The organism is Oryzisolibacter propanilivorax, assembly GCF_900103645.1.
GTDB lineage: Bacteria > Pseudomonadota > Gammaproteobacteria > Burkholderiales > Burkholderiaceae_C > Melaminivora > Melaminivora propanilivorax.
In genome coordinates this window covers 43687-67169 of the sequence record NZ_FNHP01000004.1, presented here as the reverse complement: position 1 = coordinate 67169, position 23483 = coordinate 43687, and the positions used below count along the sequence as shown (strand labels likewise).

The window sequence follows — 23483 nt, the reverse complement described above, 5'->3', positions numbered from 1 at the left end:
GGTCAACAAGGAGACATGGTCATGAATTGGGAATGGCAGGTGTTCTGCCAGGACAACATCACGCAGGAGGTCACGCAGGGCTGCTTCGGCAAGGGCGGCGACGTGACCTACCTGGACTGGATGCTTTCGGCCTGGGGCTGGACGATCTCGGTATCGCTGCTGTCGCTGGCCATCGCGCTGGTGGTCGGCTCTCTCATCGGCACGCTGCGCACGCTGGAGGGCCGGCCGTGGGTGGTGCGACTGGGCAATGCCTGGGTCGAGTTTTTCCGCAACATCCCGCTGCTGGTGCACATCTTCCTGTGGTACCACGTGATCCCGGCGATCTTTCCGGCGATGAAGTCCACGCCCGGCTTCGTGCTGGTGGTCTTCGCGCTGGGCTTCTTCACCTCGGCGCGCATCGCCGAGCAGGTGCGCTCGGGCATCCAGGCGCTGCCGCGCGGGCAGCGCTACGCCGGCATGGCGATGGGCTTCACCACCTTCCAGTACTACCGCTACGTGCTGCTGCCAATGGCGTTTCGCATCATCATCCCGCCGCTGACCAGTGAGTCGATGAACGTCTTCAAGAACTCGTCGGTGGCGTTCGCGGTGTCGATCTCGGAGCTGACCATGTTCGCCATGCAGGCGCAGGAAGAGACCTCGCGCGGCATCGAGATCTACCTGGCGGTGACCGGGCTGTACATCGTCTCGGCGCTGACCATCAACCGCATCATGGCCTTCATCGAGCGACGCTCGCGCGTGCCTGGGCTGATCGGCGCTGGCGGGGGAGGGCACTGAAGATGAATCTGAACATCGACTGGTCGTTCTTCACCTGGGACCTGTTCGCCAACTTCGTCCTGAAGGGCCTGTACTTCAGCCTCACGCTGACGGTGATCGCCACGCTGGGCGGCATCGCCCTGGGCACGGTGCTGGCGCTGATGCGCCTGTCGGGCAGTAGGCTACTGGGCGTGCCGGCGACCCTCTACGTCAACGGCATGCGCTCCATTCCGCTGGTGATGGTGATCCTGTGGTTCTTTCTGCTGGTGCCCATGATCATCGGCCGGCCCATCGGCGCCGAGGTCTCGGCCATCATCACCTTCGTGGCGTTCGAGGCGGCGTATTTCAGCGAAATCATGCGCGCCGGCATCCAGTCCATCCCGCGCGGCCAGGTTTTCGCCGGCCAGGCCATGGGCATGACCTACGCGCAGAACATGAAGCTGGTGGTGCTGCCCCAGGCGTTCCGCAACATGCTGCCGGTGCTGCTGACGCAGACCATCATCCTGTTCCAGGACACGTCGCTGGTGTATGCGATCGGCGCCTACGACATGCTCAAGGGCTTCGAGATCGCCGGCAAGAACTACGGCCGCCCGATCGAGGCCTACCTGGCCGCGGCGGTGGTCTATTTCGTGATCTGCTTCGCGCTGTCGTGGGCTGTCAAGCGCCTGCATCGCAGGATCGCCATCATTCGCTGACGGTGCGGCAAGGAGAAACAACAATGAGCCAAATGATCGAACTGAAGAACGTCTCCAAGTGGTACGGCAGCTTTCAGGTGCTGAACGACTGCTCCACGGCGATTTCCAAGGGCGAGGTGGTGGTGGTCTGCGGGCCCTCGGGTTCCGGCAAGTCCACCCTGATCAAGACCATCAACGCGCTGGAGCCGGTGCAAAAGGGCGAGATCTGGGTCGACGGCACGGCGGTGCACGACCCCAAGACCAACTTGCCCAAGCTGCGCTCGCGCGTGGGCATGGTGTTCCAGCACTTCGAGCTGTTCCCGCACCTGTCGGTGACCGAGAACCTGACCATCGCCCAGGTCAAGGTGCTGGGGCGCAACCCTTCGGACGCGCAGGCGCGCGGCCTGAAGATGCTCGACCGCGTGGGCCTGATGGCGCACAAGGACAAGTTCCCGGGTCAGCTTTCGGGCGGCCAGCAGCAGCGCGTGGCGATCGCCCGGGCGCTGTCGATGGACCCGATCGTCATGCTGTTCGACGAGCCGACCTCGGCGCTGGACCCGGAAATGGTCGGCGAGGTGCTGGAGGTGATGATGGGCCTGGCCCACGAGGGCATGACCATGATGTGCGTGACGCACGAGATGGGCTTTGCGCGCAAGGTCAGCGACCGCGTGATCTTCATGGACGTGGGCGGCAAGATCCTGGAGGACTGCACGCGCGACGACTTCTTCGGCAACCCGGAGGCGCGCCAGCCGCGCACCAAGGATTTTTTGAACAAGATCCTGCAGCATTGAGGCCGGCCCGGACCAGTGGTTCGGGAACGCGGCTATATCGCTACGGGCGCCATGCGGCGCCCGTTTTTGCTTTCGTTTTAATAGCTGTCAACCCTTGTCTGGCAAGGGCTGGGGCCGGATTTCATTCAAATACCGTTGCGACTGTCCGTGCGTGCGGCCAGCACGGCGCGCGCCACCTCGGCGAAGCCGGCGCCGCGTTCGCCCTGCGTCACATAGCGCGGCAGGTGCGACAGGTGCGGCACAAAGCGCGCCACGTTGGCCACGCCGACGCTGCTGCCGAAGGCGTTGAACATCAGCGCATCGTTGGTCGAGTCGCCGACGTAGGCCCAGTGGTCCATTTCTGCATCCAGCTCGCGGCCCCAGAGCTGGCGCACGATCCAGCGCGCGCCTTCGAGCTTGTTGTGCTCGCCGTACCAGCCGTTGATGTGGATGCTGCTCACGGTGGCATGCATGCCCTCATGGCGCATGGCCAAGACCACCTTGTCGATCTGCGCCTCCGACAGCTGCGTGAACTCGCTGTGGTCGATGGCGATGTCGGTCTCGCGCCCGGCGGAGTCGGTGGCGCGCCGGGCGCCCGGAATGCTCGCCTCGATGTGCGCCAGCACCTGCTGCATGCGCGCGAAGTTGGCCGCGCGCGTGGCGGCGTCCTGCTGGTAGAGCTTGTCCAGCCCGCCTGAAGCGTTGCGTTTGAGCGCCACGGCGCCGTTCTCGGCGACGATGGCGTCCAGTGGCCAGGCCAGGGCAAAGGGCTCGCTCCAGCCCACTGGCCGGCCGGTGATGGCGACCACTGCCAGGCCCGCGGTCTTCAGGTCGGTAAGGGCCTGCAGCGCGTCGGCGGTGATGGCGCCATCGGTGGTCAGGGTGTCGTCGATGTCGGTGAGGATGCCGGTGATGCGCTGGCGTCGATGCGCATCCCAGTCGTGCAGTTGCAGCAAGTCGGAAAGCTCCCTGTGTGCCGGTTCAGCCACTGGAGGCGGCTTGTACCGGGTTTTCAATGCCGTGGGCCTGTCGTGCGCGCTTGCGCGGCAGCCGGTCGCGCAGCGCCAACCCTGGTTTTTCTATCCACTGGTAGCTCAGATGGGCCACTCCATAGCAGACCAGAATGAAGAACGACATCATCATCAGTGCACCCCTGCCGTCCAGCGGAGCGGCCGGGTTGATGTGCCGGACCATGTAGCCCAGCACCAGCAGGTTGCACAGGTACAGCGAGTAGGAAAGCCGGGCCGTCAGGTAGTGGAACTTCACCGCCGGCTGGAAGAACTCGCGCAGATAAAAGAAGAAAGGAATGAGGGCTGCACCGGCCAGGGGCGCGCCAGCCAAAAAGCCGGTATTGAACAGCCGGCTGCGGGTGATGTCGATATGGCCGGAGAATTGCTGGTCGAACATGCCGAAGAGGATCAACGCGGCCAGCGCCAGCAGCGCGAAGCGAAGCTTCTTGAACAACGCTGGCAAATAGTGAAAGAGCATGGCGGCCAGCACACCGTACATGATGCCGTCCAGTCGCAGAATCACTGTCTTGCGGTGCACGTCCAGGCTGATTTCCGGATGCCATGTGGAGATCATCCACCGCAGGCTCACCGGCGCCAGGATGAAAACCACCGATACCACGACAAACGCCGTGCGCACGCTGGCGCCCAGGCGCAGCAGCAGTGCCAGGGCGAGCGGCGTGAGCAGGTAGAACCACTCCTCGATCGCCAGGCTCCAGGCCTCGGCGAAGAAGCCGGGATGCATCCAGGCAAAGCCTTGCAAGAAGAAGAAGTAGCGCCATTGCTCGGCCAGGGCGCCACCAAAATCCGCCAGTGCGTAGAGGAAAACGATGTGCAGCAGCAGATAGACGTAGTAGTTGGGCAGCGTCCGGTACCAACGCTTGCGCCAGAAACCATAGATCCCCGGAAGGTGTTTGAGCTCGGCACCGGTGCGCAGCAGGATGCCGCCGATCAGGAACCCCGACAGCGCAAAGAACAGTTCCACGCCGATGAAGCCCAGCCAGCCCAGCACGTCGAGCAGGCGGCGATGCTGCGGCAGATGGGCAAAGAAAAACGCGCTGCCGTGGGCCATCAGGACCATCAGCACGGCCCAGGTGCGCAGCACATCCAGCCCGTAGTTGCGACGACCAGAAGAGTGCGAGGAAGAAGACATGGCTGCGCTCATGACACAACCCTGGGGCTGGTGTGCTGGTGCTGCTCCACATCCTGCAATTCGTCGCTCAGTGGCTGAGTCGGGACGCTGCTCACATCGTGGTGCAGGAATGCGATCAGGAACTGGATGCCGATGATCAACGGCAACGCGGCCATCATCACCGTGCCGCTGGTCGCTGGCTGGCCGGTGCGGATGCTGTGCAGCCAGTGCGCGCCTCCGAACAGCAATCCCGTGAAGCACAGCAACAAGCCCAGGATGCTGTAGAGGCTGCCGATGTTGAAGTCACGCAGCAGATACAGGTAGGCGTAGCGGCGGCCCAGGCGGCTGGCGTGCTTGCGCAGGAACTCGGGCAGCACCTTGGAGACCTTGAGGTTGGATTCTTCATCGGCATAGACCGCGTCCATGGGCACGTCGCGCACCACGGCGCGGATGGTGCTCAGGTGGTACAGCATGTCGGTCTCGAAGAAGTAGCGCTTTTCCAGCTTGGCCAGAGGCAGCTGCTTCAACACCGCGGTGCGGATCGCGGTATAGCCGTTGGTCGGGTCCATGCAGTTCCAGTAGCCGCAGCTGAACTTGGTCATGAAGGACAGCGCGGCGTTGCCGAACAGCCTGACCGGCGGCATGCCCTGAAGCGACTCCGGGCGATAGAAGCGGTTGCCCTTGGTGTAGTCGGCCTGGCCGCGGACCAGGGCGTGCGTGAACAGCGGCAGCAGTGCTGGATCCATCTGCCCGTCGCCATCGATCTTCACGACGATGTCCATGTCATCGTCCAGCGCTGCCTGGTAGGCGGTGGCGACAGCCCCGCCCACGCCGAGGTTCTGCGGGTTGTACAGCACCTGCACGCGCGGATCGCGGTTGTGCTCCTCGATGAAGGCTCCGCTGCCTTCGGGGCAGGCGTCATCCACGGCGTAGATGGTATGCACCTCTGGGCCTATGGCCTCGATGACACCCAGCACATGCTGGGTGACCTTGTAGCAGGGTATGGCGACGGCGATTTTCATCGGGGCAACAATCGTTCTTCAATACTTGGCGGCCAGGGTCATGCCGGTGATGGCCGCAGAGCCGCCAAGCAGCAGCAGCCATAGTGCTGCGGACCGGTAGGGTTGCTTCTGGCTGCCGGTGACAGGAGAGGGCACTGCGGCATTGCGCGGCCCCTGCCACAGTGCACAAGCCGCGATGAACAGCGGCAGGATGAAATAGCGCCCCTGCAGGCCGGTGATGATCGGCGCAGGATAGTCGTTCCAGGTGGCGGCAAGTGCAGCGAAGGTGATCAGCAGCGAGCTCAGGGCAATGGCCAGCAGCAGCAGGCGCACTCCCGGGGCGGGGTATTTCGCTGCGACGAACTGGCGGCAGGACAACAGCAGTAGCAATCCAAGGGCTGCATACACCAGCACCAGTTGCGTATCGCTGATGGGCGCGTCCAGCCAGCCCAGCGTCCCGACCAGTGAGCGCACATAGAACAGCTGCAACGTGGAATGCGTGACGGTGCGCCAGATGGTACGCGCGAACTCATCGGGATGCTGCAGGTACAGCACGATGATCTCGCTCGTGCTATGACTGCGCGGGATGCGGGTGTCGATGGTGCTGTGCAGGGCGAAGGCGTTCCACAGCAACCCTGCGGCCAAGGCGCAACCGAACACCACCCACCCGGAAAGCGCGCGCTTCTTCCATGCCAGGTACAGCGGCAGGCCCAGCAGGGGTGCCAAATGGACGCGGGTGGTGATGATCAGTACCACGCAGACGCCCAGCAGTGCCATCCGGCCAAGGCTGCGGCCTTCGCGAGAAAATTCGGCAAAGAACAACGCCAGGGCATATAGCGTCAGCCCCATGGTCAGGCCATCGATGGTGGGCGAAAACCATTGAAACAGTGCCATGGGCGTGGCCAACAGGCCCAGCGCCACCGGCGGGAAGGTCGCAAGGCGCAGTGCCAGCACGACCAGCATCAGGCAGCCCAGGCTGGTCAGCGCCCGCGCCAGGTCATGGCTGCGGATCACTGAAAGCCCGGTGTGCTTGCCGATCCAGAGAGCGGTTGCCTGGGGCAGGTAAATGAGTGGGTTGTAGTAGCCGGTGCCGGATGCGGGCGCGAAGGCCAGTTCATGCTTCCATCCCAGCTTTTCACCCAGCTGTCGCACCTCGTGCAGCGACGCCGGCGTGCGCTGGTCGATTGTCTGCTGCGGGGCGATCCAGCCCGTCAGGGCGTTGCCGGCCAGCAGCCAGTACTCATCGACCCAGCCGCCAGAGCCTGCCGTAGGCACTGCATCGGACGGCGGCTGCGGTTCGAGCAGCCACTGGCCCTCGGCGATCATGGCGGCGCGGTACAGGTGAGAGGTTTCGTCAGGGGAAGCAAAAGGGGGACTGATCTGGGTGGACAGGTACAACACTGCCCAGAACAGGCCGATCCAGGTCAGCAGACCGCGGCGCGTATGCAAAAGCTGTGGCATGTTCAAAACCACTCAGCCAGAGCGCGCGGCCAGGGCAATGCCCAGTAGGATCAGCAGGCCGCCGGCCAGCGTAGGCCAGCGCAGCGTCTCGCCCAGGAACAGCCAGCCCAGGCAGGGCACGATCAGAAATGCCAGTGCCATGAAAGGGTAGGCAAGATGCAGCGGCGCGTGCCGCAGCACCCAGATCCAGACCAAAGTGGTGATGCCGTACAGCACCAGGGCCGCCATCAGCCAGCCGTTGAACACCCAGTGCTGCCACTGCGTGGCATCGGTGATGGCGCCGGCAGCCTTCTTGAACAGGATCTGTCCCAGCGAGATACCCAGGACGCACAGAATGGTGATGGAGGTGACGAAGGCTGTCATGTTCGAACGGTTCAGGGTTGAGGGCGCCAAATCGTCAAGAACTCTGCAACGCCAGCCCCGCATGCTCGCGCAGCGGATGAAAGTGAATCTTCGGAAACCGCTCCTGCGCCAGCCGCACGTCATAGGGGGACGTGCACAGGAACGCCAGCGTGTCAGCCGCGTCGTGCGCCAGGCGCAGCGGGTAGGCGTTCTCGAACTCGCGCAGCTCGGCTGGCGTGTCAGCGGTGATCCAGCGCGCTCCCGTGTACTGGCAGCTTTCCAGCCGGATGTCGCAGTCGTATTCGGTCTTCAGGCGGTGCTGCACCACCTCGAATTGCAGCTGGCCGACGGCGCCCAGCAGCATGTTGCCGCCGGCATCAGGCTTGAAGACCTGAATGGCGCCTTCCTCGCCCAGCTCCATCAGGCCCTGTTGCAGCTGCTTGGAGCGCAGCGGGTTCTTCAGCACCACCGTCATGAACAGCTCGGGCGCGAAGAATGGCAGGCCGGTGAATTGCAGTGCTGGGCCGTCGCTGATGCTGTCGCCCAGCTGCACGCCGCCGTGGATGGTGAAGCCGATGATGTCGCCGGCATAGGCTTCTTCCACCGCCTCGCGGCGCTGGCTCATGAAGGTCACGACGCTGGTCGGGCGCAGCTCCTTGGCCGTGCGCTGCACGCGCATCTTCATGCCCGGCGTGTACTTGCCCGAGGCCACGCGCACGAAGGCGATGCGGTCGCGGTGGTTGGCGTCCATGTTGGCCTGCACCTTGAAGACCACGCCGGCGAAGCCCGGGTCTTCGGGGCGCACCAGGCGCTCCTCGCGCTGGCGGTTGACTTCCACGTAGGCTACGCGTGGGCCGGGCGGAGGCGACATGTCCACCACCGCGTTGAGCACTTCCATCACACCGAAGTTGTTCACGCCCGAGCCGAAGAACACCGGCGTGAGCTTGGCGGCCAGAAATTGCGCGTGGCTCCACTCGGCCGACGCACCGACGGCCAGTTCCATGCTCTCCAGCGCGTCGTCGAAGGTCTTGCCGAAGCGCGCGCGCAGCCGGTCGGCTTGGCTCAAGGGAATGACCTCGAAATCCTCCGGCCGCTTGTCGCTGCCGGCCTGGAACACGGTCATGCTCTGCGTGCGCAGGTCGATGATGCCGCCGAACTGCTTGCCCTGGCCCACCGGCCAGGTCATCGGGCAGCAGGGCATGCCGAGTTCGCGCTCGACCTCGTCCAGGATGTCCAGCGGGTCGCGTACCTCGCGGTCCATCTTGTTGACGAAGGTGATGATGGGCGTGTCGCGCTGGCGGCAGACCTCGATCAGGCGGCGCGTCTGGGTTTCCACGCCGTTGGCGGCGTCGATGACCATCAGCGCCGAATCGACGGCGGTGAGCACGCGGTAGGTGTCCTCGGAGAAATCCTTGTGGCCCGGCGTGTCCAGCAGGTTCACCACATGGTCGCGGTAGCTCATCTGCATCACCGACGAGGCCACCGAGATGCCGCGCTGCTTCTCGATCTCCATCCAGTCGGACGTGGCATGCCGGCTGGCCTTGCGGCCCTTGACGGCGCCGGCGATCTGGATGGCGCCGGAGAACAGCAGCAGCTTTTCCGTCAGCGTGGTCTTGCCCGCGTCGGGGTGGGAGATGATGGCAAAGGTGCGGCGGCGCCGCGTTTCGGAAGCGTAGGACACGAGGGACGAAAAAACGGTGGGAGGGTGAGCGCCGTGGCGATCAGGCGGCCGCGCGGCCAGCGCAGGCCTGGAATAGGCTGCGCACCGCGCGCACGCGGCACGGTCCGGCGGCCAAAGGCGTAATTCTACGGACGACGGCAAGGACGAACCCTGGGGCCGGCCATGCCGCCAGCCAAAGTGCCCGCCGTGGATGCAGGCCAGCGCCTCGGCCTGCCGCCGCGGCAATCAGTCCGGTGCGGCATGGGCGCTGGCCGGCGTTCGCGCTGGCGCTGCTGGGCGTGGCCCTCGCGCTGGGGCTGCGCCTGCGCCGGGTGGGCGGTTTATAATTCGCCTCTTTCCCGAGGAGCGTTGCAGCGTCCCCGCCCACAAGACCGGCGGGCGTGAGGCTCGGGAGACCGGGCCAGCGGCAGCCGCTTGCAGCGCCCGCCCGTGCAACGACGCTCATCCACCTGGCGTGCGATGGGCGAGCACTCGAACCCTTGCTTCTTCCGTTTCGCGGCCGGTGGTGTTTCCACACCCCCTTGGAGCTTTCCATGAACGTCCGCAACCCCTCCCTCTCCCCGGCCGACAGCGCCATCGCCGATATTTCCCTGTCTGACTGGGGCCGCAAGGAAATCGCCATCGCCGAGACCGAGATGCCCGGTCTGATGGCGATCCGCGAAGAGTTCGCCGCGGCCCAGCCCCTGAAGGGCGCGCGCATCACCGGCTCGCTGCACATGACCATCCAGACGGCCGTGCTGATCGAGACGCTCAAGGCCCTGGGCGCCGACGTGCGCTGGGCCTCGTGCAACATCTTCTCCACCCAGGACCACGCCGCCGCGGCGATTGCCGCCGGCGGCACGCCGGTGTTCGCCATCAAGGGCGAGTCGCTCGCGGACTACTGGGACTACACGCACCGCATCTTCGACTTCGGCCCTCAGGGCAGCGACGGCGAAGGCCCGAACATGATCCTGGATGATGGCGGCGATGCCACGCTGCTGATGCACCTGGGCCAGCGCGCCGAGAAGGATGCTTCGATCGTCGCCGGCAACGGCGCCAGCGAGGAGGAGCGCATTCTGTTCGCCGCCATCCGCAGGAAGCTGGCCGAGGATCCGACCTGGTACAGCCGCAAGTCGGCCCAGATCATCGGCGTGACCGAGGAGACGACGACCGGCGTGCTGCGCCTGAACGAGATGTCGGCCAAGGGCACGCTGCTGTTCCGCGCCATCAACGTGAACGACTCGGTCACCAAGTCCAAGTTCGACAACCTGTACGGCTGCCGCGAGTCGCTGGTGGACGGCATCAAGCGTGCCACCGACGTGATGATCGCCGGCAAGGTGGCGGTGGTCGCCGGCTACGGCGACGTGGGCAAGGGCTGTGCCCAGGCGCTGGCCGCGCTGCGCGCGCAGGTGTGGGTGACCGAGATCGACCCGATCAACGCCTTGCAGGCCGCGATGGAAGGTTACAAGGTCGTGACCATGGAGTACGCCGCCGACAAGGCGGACATCTTCGTGACCACCACTGGCAACAAGGACGTCATCCGCCACGAGCACATGGTGGCGATGAAGAACGAGGCCATCGTCTGCAACATCGGGCACTTCGACAACGAGATTGACGTGGCATCGATCGAGAAGTACCAGTGGGAAGAAGTCAAGCCCCAGGTCGATCACGTGATCTTCCCGGATGGCAAGCGCATCACCCTGTTGGCCAAGGGCCGGCTGGTGAACCTGGGCTGCGCCACCGGCCACCCCAGCTTCGTCATGAGTGCCTCCTTCGCCAACCAGACCATCGCGCAGATCGAGCTGTTCACCCGGCCCGACGCCTACGAGGTCGGCAAGGTCTACGTGCTGCCCAAGCTGCTGGACGAGAAGGTGGCGCGCCTGCACCTGAAGAAGGTCGGCGCCATGCTGACCGAGCTGACGGACACCCAGGCCGCCTACATCGGCGTGTCCAAGACCGGCCCGTACAAGGCCGAGACCTACCGCTACTGATCGCCGTCTGCGGGCACGGCGCCCCGGCTCCCTCTCCCTTGGAGGGAGGGCGGGGTGGGGAGTCCCGTGCAAGCGCAATGCGGTATGTCTGGGCCCTCAGGCCCCACCTTCCCGGGCGGGGCGCGCAACAGACAGCAGTCGGCATCCGCTGCGATGCTACTAAAAATATAGCTAAAGGCCCTTTATTTATATGGGCTGAAGGCCGATTTCATTCAAAAAGGACCCGCGCCATGCGCGCAGACATCTTTCTCGTCGAAGGCGGCCACGCCAGCACGCGCTCGCAGGCCCAGCGCCTGATAGCGGCCGGCGTGCAGTGGCGCCTGGCGCCGACCATGCCCTGGACGCGTGTGGCCAAGAACGGCGACGACATCCCGGCCGGCGCTGAAGCGCAGCTGCTGGACGCAGCCGAGGCGCGCTACGTCTCCCGCGGCGGGCTGAAGCTGGAAGGGGCGCTGGCCGCCACCGCCATCGACCCGGCCGGCCTGCGCTGCCTGGACGTGGGCCAGAGCACCGGCGGCTTCACCGACTGCCTGCTGGCGCGCGGCGCGGCGCAGGTGGTCGGCGTGGACGTGGGCCAGGGGCAGCTGCACGAGCGGCTGAAGACGGACGTGCGCGTGATCGCCGTGGAAGGGCTGAACGCCCGCCACCTGACGCCCGCCGCGCTGGCCGAGGCCTGCGAGGAGGCATTGAGCGAGCGCGTGCAGGCGGAGGTCGAGGACAACGACACCCAGCCCCAGGCGCCCTACGCCTGGATGCGCAACGGCGGCATGGTGGACGATGACTACGACGACAGCAGCGACGCCAAGGAGCACGAGATCGAGGCCTTCAAGGCCGAGCGCTCGGCCAAGGCCCAGGCGCGCGCCGCCGGCAGCCTGCCGACGCTGCGCCAGCGCCGCGCCGGGCGCGAGCAGGTCACGGTTCCCGAGGCCTTCGACCTGGTCGTGGGCGACCTGTCCTTCATCTCGCTGACCCTGGTGCTGCCGGCGCTGGTGCCGCTGCTGGCGCCGCGCGGCCAGCTGTTGCTGCTGGTCAAGCCGCAGTTCGAGCTGCAGCCCGGCCAGGTCGGCAAGGGCGGCATCGTGCGCGACCCGGCGCTGCATGCCGAGGTCGAGCAGCGCATCCGCGCCGCCTGCGCCGCGGCCGACCTGGCCGTGCAGGCATGGCTGGCCAGCCCCATCGAGGGCGGCGACGGCAACCGCGAATTCTTTATTTATGCTTCCAGGAGTGCCGCATGAGCGCCGTGGCGACCCCGCTGCCCGTCAGCTTCGAGTTCTTCCCGCCGAAAACGCCCGAGGGCGCCGAGAAGCTGCGCGCCGTGCGCCAGCAGCTGTATGCGCGCGCGCCGCAGTTCTGCTCGGTCACCTACGGCGCCGGCGGCTCGACGCAGGAAGGCACCTTCACCGCCGTGCGCGAGATTCTGGCCGAGGGCGTTCAGGCAGCCTCGCATTTTTCCTGCATCGGCGCAACCAGGGAAAGCGTGCGCGCGCAACTGGCCGAACTGAAAGGCATGGGCGTGAAGCGCCTGGTAGCGCTGCGCGGCGACCTGCCCAGCGGCTATGGCGCGGGTGGCGAGTTCCACTACGCCAGCGACCTGGTGGCCTTCATCCGCGCCGAAACCGGGCGCGACTTCCACATCGAGGTGGCGGCCTACCCGGAGGTGCACCCGCAGGCGCGCAGTGCCGACGCGGACCTGCAGGCCTTCGCCACCAAGGTGCGCGCGGGCGCCGATTCGGCCATCACGCAGTATTTCTTCAACGCCGACGCCTACGCGCGCTTCGTCGAGGACACGCGCCGCCTGGGCCTGGACGTGCCGGTGGTGCCGGGCATCATGCCGATCCTGGGCGCCACGCAGCTGATGCGCTTTTCCGACGCCTGCGGCGCCGAGATTCCGCGCTGGATCCGGCTGCGCCTGCAGGGCTATGGCGACGACGTGGCCAGCATCCGCGCCTTCGGCCTGGACGTGGTGGCGCGCCTGTGCCAGCAGCTGGTCGCCGCCGGTGCGCCGGGGCTGCACTTCTACACCATGAACCAGAGCGCACCCACGCTGGCGCTGTGCGACCGGCTGGGGCTGTGACGGCGGGCGCAAAAGTCGGGCGTTTACAGTGCGGCCCATGCACATCGCCTGGCCAGCCCTGTTGAACCACCCTGGCGCGCACGCCGCACGGCGCGGCACTGCCCTGCTCTTGACGGCGCTGCTGGTGGGCTGCGTTGCGCCGGTGACCACGCAGGCGCCGCCTGCCCCCGACGAGGCCGGCGCGGTGCAGGGCATGCCCGAGGCGCCGGTGGCCACCGGCCCGGCGGCGCGGCCCTGGCTGCCGCCGCCAGTCGTGCCGCGCGCGGCGCCCGCCGTGCCGCCGGCCGAGCCGGCGCTGCGCATCCGCCCCGAGCGCTCGCCGCTGGAGGCCTCCGGCCCGCCCGCGCTGCGCCTGCCGCGTCCCGAGGCGGAGACCGAGCCGCCGGTGCTGCTGGCCAGTGGCGTGGCTTCGTACTATGCCGACAGCCTGCATGGCCGGCGCACGGCCAACGGCGAGCGCTACGACCGCGAGGTGTTCACCGCCGCGCACCGCAGCCTGCCGTTCGGCTCGCGACTGTGCGTGCGCAGCCTGGTCAACGGCCGCATGGTCATCGTGCGCGTGAACGACCGCGGCCCGTTCACCCCGGGGCGCATCATCGACCTGAGCCGCGCCGCCGCCGAGGAGCTGGGCATGACCGGCCTGGGGATCAAGTCGGTGGAGCTGTGGCAGCTGGGCGCGGACGAGGAGACCTGCCCCGACAGCCTGGAGTCGCCGGCCGAGGGGTCGAGCCTGGGTCTCGATGCGGGCGTCGCGTCCAAGGCGCTGCAGGAGCGCCCGAAGAAGGCCAGCAAGCCACGGCGTCGCGCGGCGCCCAAACGCGGCCAGCGCCGGCGCTGACCGTGCGCCAGCCGCGCACGCCGATCGTCAGGCGCCGCCGCTCTCCAGCGTCCAGGCTGCGTGCCGGTCCTGCGCCAGCAGCTCGGCCAGCCGCGGTAGGGCCTCGCGCAGTGTCGGCTCCAGCGTGTAGGGCGGGTTGACCAGGAACATGCCGCTGGCGGGCAGGCCAGGGCGCTGCTGGCTGTCGCCGGTGGCGCTCTTGCCGCCCTTGACGGTGAGCGCGGCGTGCAACCAAGGCTTGCCGGCCTTCTGCGCCAGCGCCTTCAGGCGGCGCGGCAGGTCGTGCGCCTCGGGCCGGGCGATCAGCGGGTACCAGAAAGCATAGGCGCCGGTGGGAAAGCGCTTGAGCCCTTCTTGCAGCAGCGCCGGCACGCGTGCGTAATCGGTCTTGACCTCGTAGCTCGGGTCGCACAGCACCAGCGCGCGGCGCGACGGTGGCGGCAGGAACTTGCGCACGGCCTCGAAGCCGTCCTCGCGCAGCACGGCGATCTGCCGGCCGGCCTCCAGCTGCGCGACGTTGCCCTCCAATGCACGCGCGTCGCTGGGATGCAGTTCGCACAGCTTCAGGCGGTCGTGCGCGCGCAGCAGGTGCTGCACGATGAAGGGCGAGCCGGGATAGACCCGCGCCGTGGTGCCGCGGTTGAAGGCGCGCACCACCTCGGCATAGGCCTGCAGCGCGGGCGGCAGCGGCCCTTCGGCGGCCAGCACGCGCGCCACGCCGTCGGCGCTCTCGGCGCTGGTGCTGGCGTAGTCGCCGTCGAGCCGGTAGATGCCGGCACCGGCATGGGTGTCGAGCACCAGCAGCGCGGCTTCCTTGAGCAGCAGGTGCTGCAGGGTGTTGATGAGCACCGTGTGCTTGAGCACATCGGCATGGTTGCCTGCATGGAAGGCGTGGCGGTAACTGAACATGGTGCGCGATGGTAAACACAGCGGCGCCGCGGGCAGCGCCGAAGCCCCTGCCGTGCCGGCGTGCTGCAGGGGGCGAGGCCGGCTCCGGATGGGCAGGCAGCGCTGGACGCAATGGGCCATTGAAAGAGCAGGTGCGAAAAATGGGCGGCGCGCTATAATGGCGGGCTTCGCAGCGCTTCATGGTCCCGCGGCGAAGCCCAGCCCCCACCTAAGAGGCTCCCACCACATGAGGAGCACCGACCGTGGAAAAGGACCGCCATTGCAGGCCCTGCATCCCGGGGCCTGTTTCCTCCTCGAAAGAGAAAAACCCATGTCCACATTCAGCGCCAAGCCCGCTGAGGTCGTGCATGAGTGGTTTGTGATTGACGCCACCGACAAGGTGCTCGGCCGGGTCGCCAGCGAAGTGGCCCTGCGTCTGCGCGGCAAGCACAAAGCCATCTACACACCTCACGTTGATACCGGTGACTTCATCGTCATCGTCAACGCCTCCAAGCTCAAGGTCACCGGTACCAAGTCCACGGACAAGATGTACTACCGCCACTCGGGCTTCCCCGGCGGCATCACGGCCACGAACTTCCGCGACCTGCAGGCCAAGCACCCCGGCCGCGCCCTGGAAAAGGCCGTCAAGGGCATGCTGCCCAAGGGTCCCCTGGGCTACGCCATGATCAAGAAGCTCAAGGTCTACGGCGGCGCGGAGCATCCGCACAGCGCCCAGCAGCCCAAGGCACTGGAAATCTAAGGAGCCGAGATGATTGGTGAATGGAACAATGGCACCGGCCGTCGCAAGTCCAGCGTCGCCCGCGTGTTTCTGAAGAAGGGCTCCGGCAAGATCACGGTGAATGGCAAGGACATTCAGCAGTATTTCGGCCGCGAGACGTCGATCATGATCACCAAGCAGCCGCTGGTGCTCACCGAGAACGTCGAGACCTTCGACATCCAGATCAACGTGCACGGCGGCGGCGAGTCCGGCCAGGCCGGTGCGGCGCGCCACGGCATCACGCGTGCGCTGATCGACTACGACGCAGCGCTCAAGCCCCAGCTCAGCGCCGCCGGCTTTGTGACCCGCGATGCCCGCGAGGTCGAGCGCAAGAAAGTCGGCCTGCACTCCGCACGCCGCGCCAAGCAGTTCTCCAAGCGCTGATCGTTCGATTCAGCGCTGCATGGCAGCAGCTGCAGCCAGTCTGGGCCTTCCGGTCCGGCTGGCACCAGAAACCGCCTCTCGGGCGGTTTTTTTGCGCCTGCGGGTTGCCCGCCACGCTTTCGCCCGCACCTGTATGGGCAAAGGCCTTGCGTCCTCTGACGGCAAACGTGGCATTGCCGGCGTTGCTGCAGGGTTTGCCTTAACATCTTCCGCCATCCAGCCCCAAGGAGCCCCGCATGAGCGCCGTTGCAGAAAACACCACGACATCCACCGAAATGCCCACGCCCATCCTCTTCACGGAAAGCGCCGCCAACAAGGTTGCCGAGCTGATCGCCGAGGAGGGCAACCCGGACCTGAAGCTGCGCGTCTTCGTGCAGGGCGGCGGCTGCTCGGGCTTCCAGTACGGCTTCACCTTCGACGAGATCACCAACGACGACGACACGACCATGACCAAGAATGGCGTGTCGCTGCTGATTGACGCCATGAGTTTCCAGTACCTGGTCGGCGCCGAGATCGACTACAAGGAAGACCTGCAGGGCGCGCAGTTCGTCATCAAGAACCCGAACGCCGAGACCACCTGCGGCTGCGGCTCGAGCTTCTCGCCGACCGAGCACTGAGCACCGGCCGCCAGGCCGTTCAGTGCCAACCACCTGCGGGCGGTTTTTTCTTGGCCGTGTGGATCTCAGGCGGGATAAATCGCGCCCAGGATGCGCGGCCCGCGCGCGCCGGTGACCGCTGGCAGGTTGCCGGGCAGCCCGGCCAGGCACTGGTGCGCCAGCCAGGCGAAGGCGGCCGCCTCGACCTGCAACGCCGGTAGGCCATGCCGGTCGGACGGCTGCACCGACACCCTGGGCAGCAGCGCCTGCAACCGGGCCATCAGGTGGCCGTTCAGCGCGCCGCCGCCGCAGACGATGAGCAGTTCGCACTGCGGCGCGTGGCGCTGCAGGTGTCGGGCGCAGGCTTGGGCGGTGAATTCGGCCAGAGTTGCCTGCACGTCCTGCGCCGAGGCATCGGCGGCACTGGCGGCTTGCAGGCAGCGTGCCAGCCAGGCGGCATGGAACAGGTCGCGGCCGGTGCTCTTGGGCGGCGGCAGCGCCAGGAAGGGCTCGGCCAGCATGCACCGCAGCAGTGCCGGCAGCGCCTGGCCGCCGCGCGCCCAGGCACCATCCGTGTCGTAGGGCTGGCCGAGGTGCTGCTGGCACCACAGGTCCAGCAGCACGTTGGCCGGGCCGCAATCGAAGCCCCGCACGGCGCCATCGGCCGGCAGCAGGCTCAGGTTGGCGATGCCGCCCAGGTTCAGCACTGCCACGTCGCGCCCCGGTTGGCTAAACACCTGCTGGTGAAACGCCGGCACCAGCGGCGCGCCCTGGCCGCCGGCCGCCACGTCGCGGCTGCGGAAGTCCGCCACCACAGCGATGCCGGTGCGTTCCGCCAAAAGGGCGGGCTGGTTCAGCTGCAGGGTATAGCCAATGCCGTCGTGCGTGCCGGGCTGGTGGCGCACGGTCTGGCCGTGGGCGCCGATGGCGCGGATGTCGCCCGCCTGCAGGCCGGCGCGCGCCAGCAGCTCGTGCACCACCTCGGCGTAGCACAGCGCCAGGGCGTTGGCGGCCAGCGCCGCGCGGTGCAGTTCGTCCTGGCCTGCAGTGTTCAAGTCCAGCAGCTGTGCTCTTGATTCAGGAGCTAGAGGCCGGCTGGAATGCTGGGCTACGGTGCAATGCGATGGCCCAACCCGGGCCAGCACGCCGTCCACCCCGTCGAGCGATGTGCCGGACATCAGGCCGATGTACCAGCCCGCTGCCGGGGGCGGCGCGGACCCGGCCAGCAGGCTCACTCGGCGCTGGCCTGCTGGATCAGCGCCACCGACGACAGCTGCACGCGCATGTTGGACGCCAGACGCTCGAAGGCCTTGCGCGCCGCGCCGGCCAGGGGCTGGCCGGCATCGCTCTGGCTGGCGATGGTCATCGGATCCTGGTGCACGCCGTTCACGCGGAACTCGAAGTGCAGGTGCGGGCCGGTGGCCCAGCCGGTGGAGCCGACGGCGCCCAGGGTGTCCCCCTGGTCCACCGACTGGCCCTTGCGCACGTCGATGCGGCTCAGGTGGGCATACACCGTGGTGTGCTGGTTGGCGTGCTTGACGTAGACCACGTTGCCGTAGCCGTTCTGCACGCCGGCGAAATCCACCGTGCCGTCGCCCACCGTACGCACCGGCGTGCCGGTAGGGGCGGCGAAGTCGGTGCCCAGATGCGCGCGCCAGGTCTGGTGGATCGGGTGCATGCGCATGGAAAAGCCGCTGGAGATGCGCGTGAAGGCCACCGGCGAAGTCAGGTAGGCGCGGCGCATGCTGTTGCCGTCCAGCGTGTAGTAGGCGCCCTTGGACCTGTCCGACTCCTGGAACCACACGGCATCGTGCGTCTTGCCGTTGTTGTGGAATTCGGCGCTCAGCACCCGGCCGCTGCGCAGCGGCTCGCCATCGGCTTCCAGCGTCTCATAGACCACCGAGAAGTGGTCGTTCTTGCGCAGCGAACGACGAAAGTCGATGCGGTCCGCGAAGATGTCCGCCAGCTGCACGGCCACCGAGTCAGGGATGGAGGCGGCGTCGGTGGCGGCGAACAGCGAGCTCTTGACGACACCGCCGGCCAGGCGGCTGCCCACCGTGAGCGGCGCGGACTCGATGCGCGCGCTGAACGCGCCCTGGGGGTCGCGCTCGACCACCAGGCGCTGGAAGTTAGGCGACTCGTCCGACGCCCAGCGCGCCACCAGGCGCAGCAGGCGGTGGTCGTCGGTCGCTTCGGCCGACAGCGAGCGGCCGGCGCGGCCCAGCAGGTTCTGGCGCACCAGGTCGTTGCCGCGCAGGAAGGCCGATGCGGCCGGATCGGCCACGCCCAGGCGCTCCAGGATGGCTTCGGCGTTGTCGGCGCTGCGCGTCACGTCCGAGCGGTACAGCGAGTAGCCCGGCATGCTGTCCAGCAGGCTGGCCAGCGACTGCTCGCCCGCCAGTGACTCGACGCTTTCCTGCACGGTGCTGACCGGCAGCTCGGCGGCGTCGGGGCCAAGAGAGGCCACGGCGAACGCGCCGCCGCCACCGGTCAGCAGGACGGCGGCCAGGGCGGCGGTGATGCGTTTCGGGTGCTGCTGCACGACGCGCGCGGCTTGGTTGAGAAAGGCCACGCAGGCGCCGGTCAGGTTGTTTTTCAACAAGAGTCTTACCCCAGGCTGGTGGTGCTTCAGGCCCTGCGAAAAACACGGCGCCGCAAGGAGTAGCGGCGCGGGGCGGGAGGCACGAAGAAAACGGATGCGGTGGACAGCGCCAGGCCCCTGCAGGGGCGGGCCACTAGAATCGACCGCTACAAAACGACGGCAAGTATAGTCGGCGCCGTCCTGCAGACACCCTTGAAAACCCTTATGAATCAAGCAACTGTTACAACGTTTCCCTTGACCGATGACGTAAGACAAGCGCTCGAGGTCACGCTGCGAGGTGTCGACGAGTTGCTCCCGCAGGACGACTGGACGAAGAAACTGGCGCGCTCGGCCGCCACCGGCCAGCCGCTGCGCATCAAGCTGGGGCTGGACCCGACGGCGCCCGACATTCACCTGGGCCACACGGTGGTGCTGAACAAAATGCGCCAGCTGCAGGACCTGGGCCACCAGGTGATCTTCCTGATCGGCGACTTCACCACGCTGATCGGCGACCCCTCGGGGCGCAACAGCACGCGCCCGCCGCTGACCCCCGAGCAGATCAAGGCCAACGCCGAGACCTATTACACCCAGGCGGCCAAGGTGCTCGACCCGGCGCGCACCGAGATCCGCTACAACAGCGAATGGTGCGACCCCCTGGGCACGCGCGGCATGATCGAGCTGGCCGCCAAGTACACCGTGGCGCGGATGATGGAGCGCAACGACTTCCACCAGCGCTTCACGCAGGGCAATTCCATCAGCCTGCATGAATTCCTATACCCGCTGCTGCAGGGCTACGACTCGGTGGCCCTCAAGGCCGACCTGGAGCTGGGCGGCACCGACCAGAAGTTCAATTTGCTGATGGGCCGGCATCTGCAGCAGGAATGGGGCCAGGAGCCGCAGTGCGTGCTGACCATGCCGCTGCTGGTCGGCCTGGACGGCGTGGACAAGATGTCCAAGTCCAAGCACAACTACATCGGCATCACCGAGGACGCCAACAGCATGTTCGCCAAGGTGCTGAGCATCTCGGACACGCTGATGTGGGACTGGTACACGCTGCTGTCCTTCAAGAGCCTCGCCGAGATTGCCGCGCTGAAAAGGGAAGTCGAGGGCGGGCGCAACCCCAAGGACGCCAAGGTGCTGCTGGCCAAGGAAATCACCACGCGCTTTCACAGCGCCGCCGCGGCCGACGCGGCCGAGGCGGACTTCCACAACCGCAGCCGCGGCGGCATCCCCGACGAGATCCCAGAAGTGCAGCTGTCCGGCGCGCCACTGGGCATCGGCGCGCTACTCAAGCAGGCCAACCTGGCACCCTCGACCAGCGAGGCCAACCGGCTGATCGACGGCGGCGGCGTGCGCGTGGATGGCAGCGTCGTCAGCGACCGCGGCCTGAAGCTGGACGCCGGCAGCTACGTGCTGCAGGTGGGCAAGCGCAAGTTCGCACGCGTGCAGCTGGACTGATTTTTTCAGGCAAAAAGTGCCTGTAGCCCAAATGGATAAACGGCCTGGAGCTACAAAAAATATAGCTTAAACCATGCCCGGCGCCGGCTCGCCGATCGCCCGGCGCGTGGCCTCGGCCTGCAGCAATAGCCAGGCGCAAAAAGCCTGCACCTCCGCGCGCTGCGCGCTGCGCGGCCCCGGCACCAGCCAGTACACCAGCGGCGTGTCCAGCCGGTGGCCGGGCAGCACCTCGACCAGCTCGCCGCGCGCCAGGCTCTCGGCTACCAGCGGCATGCGCGCCAGTGCCAGGCCGTGGCCGGCCAGGGCCGACTGCACGATCTGCTGGGCGTAGTTGAAGTACAGCCAGCGCTGCGGCTGCAGGCGGCCGACGCCGTGCTCGTGCAGCCAGCGCCGCCAGGTGATGGACTCGAAGTACGGCGTGCGGTGCGCGTCGCCGACCTCGATCAGCGTGAAGCGCGCCAGGTCCGCCGGGCCGGTGACCGGCGGCTGGCTGGCCAGCAGCCAGGGGCTGGCGACCACCGCCAGCTGCTCGCCGAACAGGCGCTGTGCGTGGGGACCGACCTGCGCCGGCACGCTGGAGCGCAGTGCCAAGTCCACGTCGGCAGTTTCCAGGTCGACGATGGCATCGCCCGCGTCGATGCGGATGTCGATGTCCGGGTTGTCGCGCTGGAACTGCTCCATGCGCGGGATCAGCCACATTGAGGCAAAGCTGGCCCAGGTGGTGATGGCCACGCTGCGCCGCCCGGCCGCCAGCCGCACCTGGCGCACGGCGGCGTCCAGCCGCTCCAGCGCCGGCGCCAGAGCGCGCTGCAGCTGGCCGCCGGCGCCCGTCAGCTCCACCGCACGGGTGTGACGCAGGAACAGCGGCACGCCGACCTCGTCCTCCAGCGCCTGGATCTGCCGGCTGACGGCGGACTGGGTCAGCGCCAGCTCCTCGGCCGCGGCGCGGAAGTTCAGGTGCCGCGCCACCGCCAGGAAGGCGCGCCAGTGCCCGACGGCGACCGGCCGGGTGCGCAGGTGCGGGATGGGCGGAGCGGCGGGTGCGGGCATGGCAAGAAGGGGCGGCGGGGTGACGCCGGCCATGATGCCGCAATTGATGCGCCGCGCGAATCGATGACGGGCTTGGGTTTCATTGGACGCGGGCCACGGGCAGGCAGACACTGCCCTGTGTCCCCCGTGTCCTGGAGCTTGCCATGTTTGCCCCATCCGTTCTCGAAACGCAACAATCCGGCGCCTGCGGTGCCGCTGAGCAGCCCCTGGCGCCCGGCAGCGCACGCAGCCTGCGCGCGCGCACCGCCCTGCAGCTGCAGGTGCTGCGCGGCAGCGCCTGGGTCACGCTGGGCAGCGGCCCGGGCGGCTGGTGCGAGGCGTCGGGCGACGTCGTGCTGCTGCCCGGTCAGGTGCTGTGCGTGCCGCCCGGCCGGCATGTGGTGCTCGAAGCGCTGGGTGCGACGCCCCTGGAATACCGCTGGCAGGCGGTGCCCGCGGTGCGCCGGCCGCCGCGCCGCGCCGTCCTCCAGCCCTTGCCGGCTCAGCCCTGCGCGGCCTGAGCAGCGCGCGCCCCGACGCGGCGGAAGGTGGGCGGGATAATGGCCGCCTCGCACGCGGCCCGCGCCGGCGCGGCCGGCCGCCTTCTTCCCATTCGCCTTCTTTCCCGCATGACCGCCTCTCCTCTGGACATCATCGTCATGGCCGCCGGCCGTGGCACGCGCATGAAAAGCCGCATCCCGAAAGTGCTGCAGCGCCTGGCAGGGCGCCCGCTGCTGCTGCATGTGCTGGACCAGGCCGCGCCGCTGGCGCCGCGCCAGGTGGTGGTGGTGACCGGCCATGGTGCTATGGAAGTGGAAGCAGCATGTCAGGGTGAGACAAGGGCTGGAGGCAGTTTTGACCTGCAATGCGTGCGCCAGGAGCCGCAGCTGGGCACCGGCCATGCGGTGCAGCAGGCGCTGCCCCGGCTGGCGGGCGACGGCACGGTGCTGGTGCTGTCGGGCGACGTGCCGCTGACGCAGGCCGGCACGCTGGCCGCGCTGGTCGCGGCCTCGGGCGGCGCGGCGCTGGCGCTGTTGACCGTGCGCCTGCCCGACCCCTCCGGCTACGGCCGTATCGTGCGCGGTGCGGGCGACGCGGTGCAGCGCATCGTCGAGCACAAGGACGCCTCCGAGGCCGAGCGTGCCATCGACGAGGTCTACAGCGGCATCATGGCCGTGCCGGCACAGCGCCTGGCCGGCTGGCTGGAGCGCCTGCGCAGCGACAACGCCCAGGGCGAGTACTACCTCACCGACATCATCGCCATGGCCGTGGCCGACGGCGTGCCGGTGCTGGCGCACCGCATCCAGGATGCGCTGCAGGTGGCCGGCGTGAACAGCCCCGTGCAGCTGGGCGAGCTGGAGCGCGCGCACCAGCGGCGCCAGGCGCTGAACCTGATGGAGCAGGGTGTGCGCCTGGCCGACCCGGCCCGCCTGGACGTGCGCGACGACGTGCGCAGCGGTGTGCGCGCCGCGCTGAGCTGCGGCGCCGACGTGGAGATCGACGCCGGCTGCATCTTCGCCGGCCAAGTGGAGATCGGCGAAGGCGCGCGCATCGGCGCCTACTGCCACATCGCCAACGCGCGCATCGGCGCCGGCGCCGTCATCCACCCCTACACCCACATCGACGGCGAGGCCGCGGGCGTACAGGTGGGCGAGGGCGCTCTGGTCGGCCCGTTCGCGCGCCTGCGCCCGGGCGCGCAGCTGGGGCGCGAGGTGCACATCGGCAATTTTGTCGAGGTCAAGAACTCGCAGCTGGCCGATGGCGCCAAGGCCAACCACCTGGCCTACCTGGGCGACGCCACGGTGGGCGAGCGGGTGAACTACGGCGCCGGCAGCATCACCGCCAACTACGACGGCGCCAACAAGCACCGCACCGTGATCGAGGCCGACGTGCATGTCGGCAGCAACTGCGTGCTGGTGGCGCCGGTGACGATTGGCGCCGGCGGCACGGTGGGCGGTGGCTCCACGGTCACCAAGAACGCGCCGCCCGGCGCGCTGACGGTGGCGCGCGGGCGCCAGACCAGCATTCCCGACTGGCGGCGCCCGGCCAAAGCGCCCAAGGCGTGA

At 67.7% G+C, this 23483-nt stretch carries 23 protein-coding genes and 1 riboswitch; of the genes, 13 read left to right on the top strand and 10 right to left on the bottom strand.

The annotated features are described in order from the left end of the window. Positions 1-21: 21 nt before the first annotated feature. Genes BLQ61_RS08005 through BLQ61_RS07995 form a run of 3 tightly spaced genes read left to right on the top strand, consistent with a single transcriptional unit; the run spans position 22 to position 2218 of the window. Positions 22-774 carry an amino acid ABC transporter permease gene (locus BLQ61_RS08005; protein ID WP_091569109.1) on the top strand — a complete coding sequence of 251 codons (753 nt, stop codon included), beginning with the start codon at positions 22-24 and terminating at the stop codon, positions 772-774. A gap of 2 nt (positions 775-776) precedes the next feature. Further along, entirely contained in the window at positions 777-1448 is a 672-nt protein-coding gene (locus tag BLQ61_RS08000; RefSeq protein WP_091568752.1) for an amino acid ABC transporter permease, read from the top strand. 32 nt (positions 1449-1480) lie between these two features. Beyond that, on the top strand, positions 1481-2218 hold the full coding sequence (locus BLQ61_RS07995) for an amino acid ABC transporter ATP-binding protein (RefSeq protein WP_091569107.1): 738 nt from the start codon (positions 1481-1483) through the stop codon (positions 2216-2218). 125 nt (positions 2219-2343) lie between these two features. Here BLQ61_RS07995 and BLQ61_RS07990 read toward each other — a convergent pair whose 3' ends face one another. From BLQ61_RS07990 to BLQ61_RS07965, 6 genes are read right to left on the bottom strand one after another with little or no spacing between them, the layout of a single operon-like run. Next, complete coding sequence (locus BLQ61_RS07990) at positions 2344-3153, bottom strand: HAD-IIB family hydrolase (protein WP_091568750.1); 810 nt, start codon at positions 3151-3153, stop codon at positions 2344-2346. Between the two features lie 25 nt (positions 3154-3178). Beyond that, the gene (locus BLQ61_RS07985; RefSeq protein ID WP_175488249.1) at positions 3179-4357 is read right to left on the bottom strand and encodes an acyltransferase family protein; all 1179 of its coding nucleotides are present in this window, start codon (positions 4355-4357) and stop codon (positions 3179-3181) included. An 8-nt stretch (positions 4358-4365) separates the two neighbouring features. Then, positions 4366-5358: a glycosyltransferase family 2 protein gene (locus BLQ61_RS07980; RefSeq protein WP_091568747.1), complete on the bottom strand. Its 993-nt coding sequence runs from the start codon at positions 5356-5358 to the stop codon at positions 4366-4368. A gap of 18 nt (positions 5359-5376) precedes the next feature. Next, entirely contained in the window at positions 5377-6798 is a 1422-nt protein-coding gene (locus BLQ61_RS07975) for a DUF2142 domain-containing protein (RefSeq protein ID WP_091568745.1), read from the bottom strand. A 12-nt stretch (positions 6799-6810) separates the two neighbouring features. Next, positions 6811-7161, bottom strand: coding sequence for an EamA family transporter (locus BLQ61_RS07970; protein ID WP_091568744.1), 351 nt, complete (start codon positions 7159-7161; stop codon positions 6811-6813). 34 nt (positions 7162-7195) lie between these two features. Continuing rightward, entirely contained in the window at positions 7196-8821 is a 1626-nt protein-coding gene (locus BLQ61_RS07965) for a peptide chain release factor 3 (RefSeq protein ID WP_091568742.1), read from the bottom strand. Between the two features lie 334 nt (positions 8822-9155). Further along, positions 9156-9271: riboswitch (S-adenosyl-L-homocysteine riboswitch) on the top strand. A gap of 83 nt (positions 9272-9354) precedes the next feature. Here BLQ61_RS07965 and ahcY point away from each other — a divergent pair. The 4 genes from ahcY to BLQ61_RS17740 all read left to right on the top strand — a co-directional run bounded on the left by ahcY (position 9355) and on the right by BLQ61_RS17740 (position 13703). Next, positions 9355-10791: an adenosylhomocysteinase gene (gene ahcY, locus BLQ61_RS07960; protein ID WP_091568741.1), complete on the top strand. Its 1437-nt coding sequence runs from the start codon at positions 9355-9357 to the stop codon at positions 10789-10791. A 230-nt stretch (positions 10792-11021) separates the two neighbouring features. Continuing rightward, positions 11022-12026: a TlyA family RNA methyltransferase gene (locus BLQ61_RS07955; RefSeq protein WP_091568739.1), complete on the top strand. Its 1005-nt coding sequence runs from the start codon at positions 11022-11024 to the stop codon at positions 12024-12026. Continuing rightward, on the top strand, positions 12023-12865 hold the full coding sequence (gene metF / locus BLQ61_RS07950; RefSeq protein ID WP_091568737.1) for a methylenetetrahydrofolate reductase [NAD(P)H]: 843 nt from the start codon (positions 12023-12025) through the stop codon (positions 12863-12865). Before BLQ61_RS07955 ends, metF begins: the two co-directional genes overlap by 4 nt. Positions 12866-12902: 37 nt before the next feature. Then, the gene (locus BLQ61_RS17740) at positions 12903-13703 is read left to right on the top strand and encodes a septal ring lytic transglycosylase RlpA family protein (RefSeq protein ID WP_342672233.1); all 801 of its coding nucleotides are present in this window, start codon (positions 12903-12905) and stop codon (positions 13701-13703) included. A gap of 27 nt (positions 13704-13730) precedes the next feature. On the opposite strand, the gene BLQ61_RS07940 is transcribed toward BLQ61_RS17740, so the two are convergent. Further along, positions 13731-14612 (bottom strand): 23S rRNA (adenine(2030)-N(6))-methyltransferase RlmJ, encoded by an 882-nt coding sequence (locus BLQ61_RS07940; protein WP_091568736.1) that lies wholly within the window; start codon positions 14610-14612, stop codon positions 13731-13733. A 310-nt stretch (positions 14613-14922) separates the two neighbouring features. On the opposite strand from BLQ61_RS07940, the gene rplM reads away from it, so the two are divergent. From rplM to erpA, 3 genes are all read left to right on the top strand, one after another. Next, the gene (gene rplM, locus BLQ61_RS07935) at positions 14923-15351 is read left to right on the top strand and encodes a 50S ribosomal protein L13 (protein ID WP_091568734.1); all 429 of its coding nucleotides are present in this window, start codon (positions 14923-14925) and stop codon (positions 15349-15351) included. 9 nt (positions 15352-15360) lie between these two features. Next, positions 15361-15753 (top strand): 30S ribosomal protein S9, encoded by a 393-nt coding sequence (gene rpsI / locus BLQ61_RS07930; protein WP_091568733.1) that lies wholly within the window; start codon positions 15361-15363, stop codon positions 15751-15753. 236 nt (positions 15754-15989) lie between these two features. Continuing rightward, positions 15990-16370 (top strand): iron-sulfur cluster insertion protein ErpA, encoded by a 381-nt coding sequence (gene erpA / locus BLQ61_RS07925; protein ID WP_091568731.1) that lies wholly within the window; start codon positions 15990-15992, stop codon positions 16368-16370. Between the two features lie 65 nt (positions 16371-16435). Here erpA and BLQ61_RS07920 read toward each other — a convergent pair whose 3' ends face one another. Continuing rightward, positions 16436-17575, bottom strand: coding sequence for an anhydro-N-acetylmuramic acid kinase (locus BLQ61_RS07920; protein ID WP_281218501.1), 1140 nt, complete (start codon positions 17573-17575; stop codon positions 16436-16438). Positions 17576-17580: 5 nt separating this feature from the next. Further along, positions 17581-18948 (bottom strand): M23 family metallopeptidase, encoded by a 1368-nt coding sequence (locus BLQ61_RS07915; RefSeq protein ID WP_091568730.1) that lies wholly within the window; start codon positions 18946-18948, stop codon positions 17581-17583. Positions 18949-19155: 207 nt separating this feature from the next. Between BLQ61_RS07915 and tyrS the strand changes: the two genes are divergently transcribed. Then, positions 19156-20388 (top strand): tyrosine--tRNA ligase, encoded by a 1233-nt coding sequence (gene tyrS / locus BLQ61_RS07910; protein ID WP_091568728.1) that lies wholly within the window; start codon positions 19156-19158, stop codon positions 20386-20388. A 66-nt stretch (positions 20389-20454) separates the two neighbouring features. On the opposite strand, the gene BLQ61_RS07905 is transcribed toward tyrS, so the two are convergent. Next, entirely contained in the window at positions 20455-21438 is a 984-nt protein-coding gene (locus BLQ61_RS07905; protein ID WP_091568726.1) for a LysR substrate-binding domain-containing protein, read from the bottom strand. Positions 21439-21581: 143 nt separating this feature from the next. Between BLQ61_RS07905 and BLQ61_RS07900 the strand changes: the two genes are divergently transcribed. Together BLQ61_RS07900 and glmU are read left to right on the top strand one after the other, a co-directional pair. Beyond that, positions 21582-21938, top strand: coding sequence for a DUF2917 domain-containing protein (locus BLQ61_RS07900; protein WP_091568725.1), 357 nt, complete (start codon positions 21582-21584; stop codon positions 21936-21938). 108 nt (positions 21939-22046) lie between these two features. Further along, positions 22047-23483, top strand: coding sequence for a bifunctional UDP-N-acetylglucosamine diphosphorylase/glucosamine-1-phosphate N-acetyltransferase GlmU (gene glmU / locus BLQ61_RS07895; RefSeq protein WP_091568724.1), 1437 nt, complete (start codon positions 22047-22049; stop codon positions 23481-23483).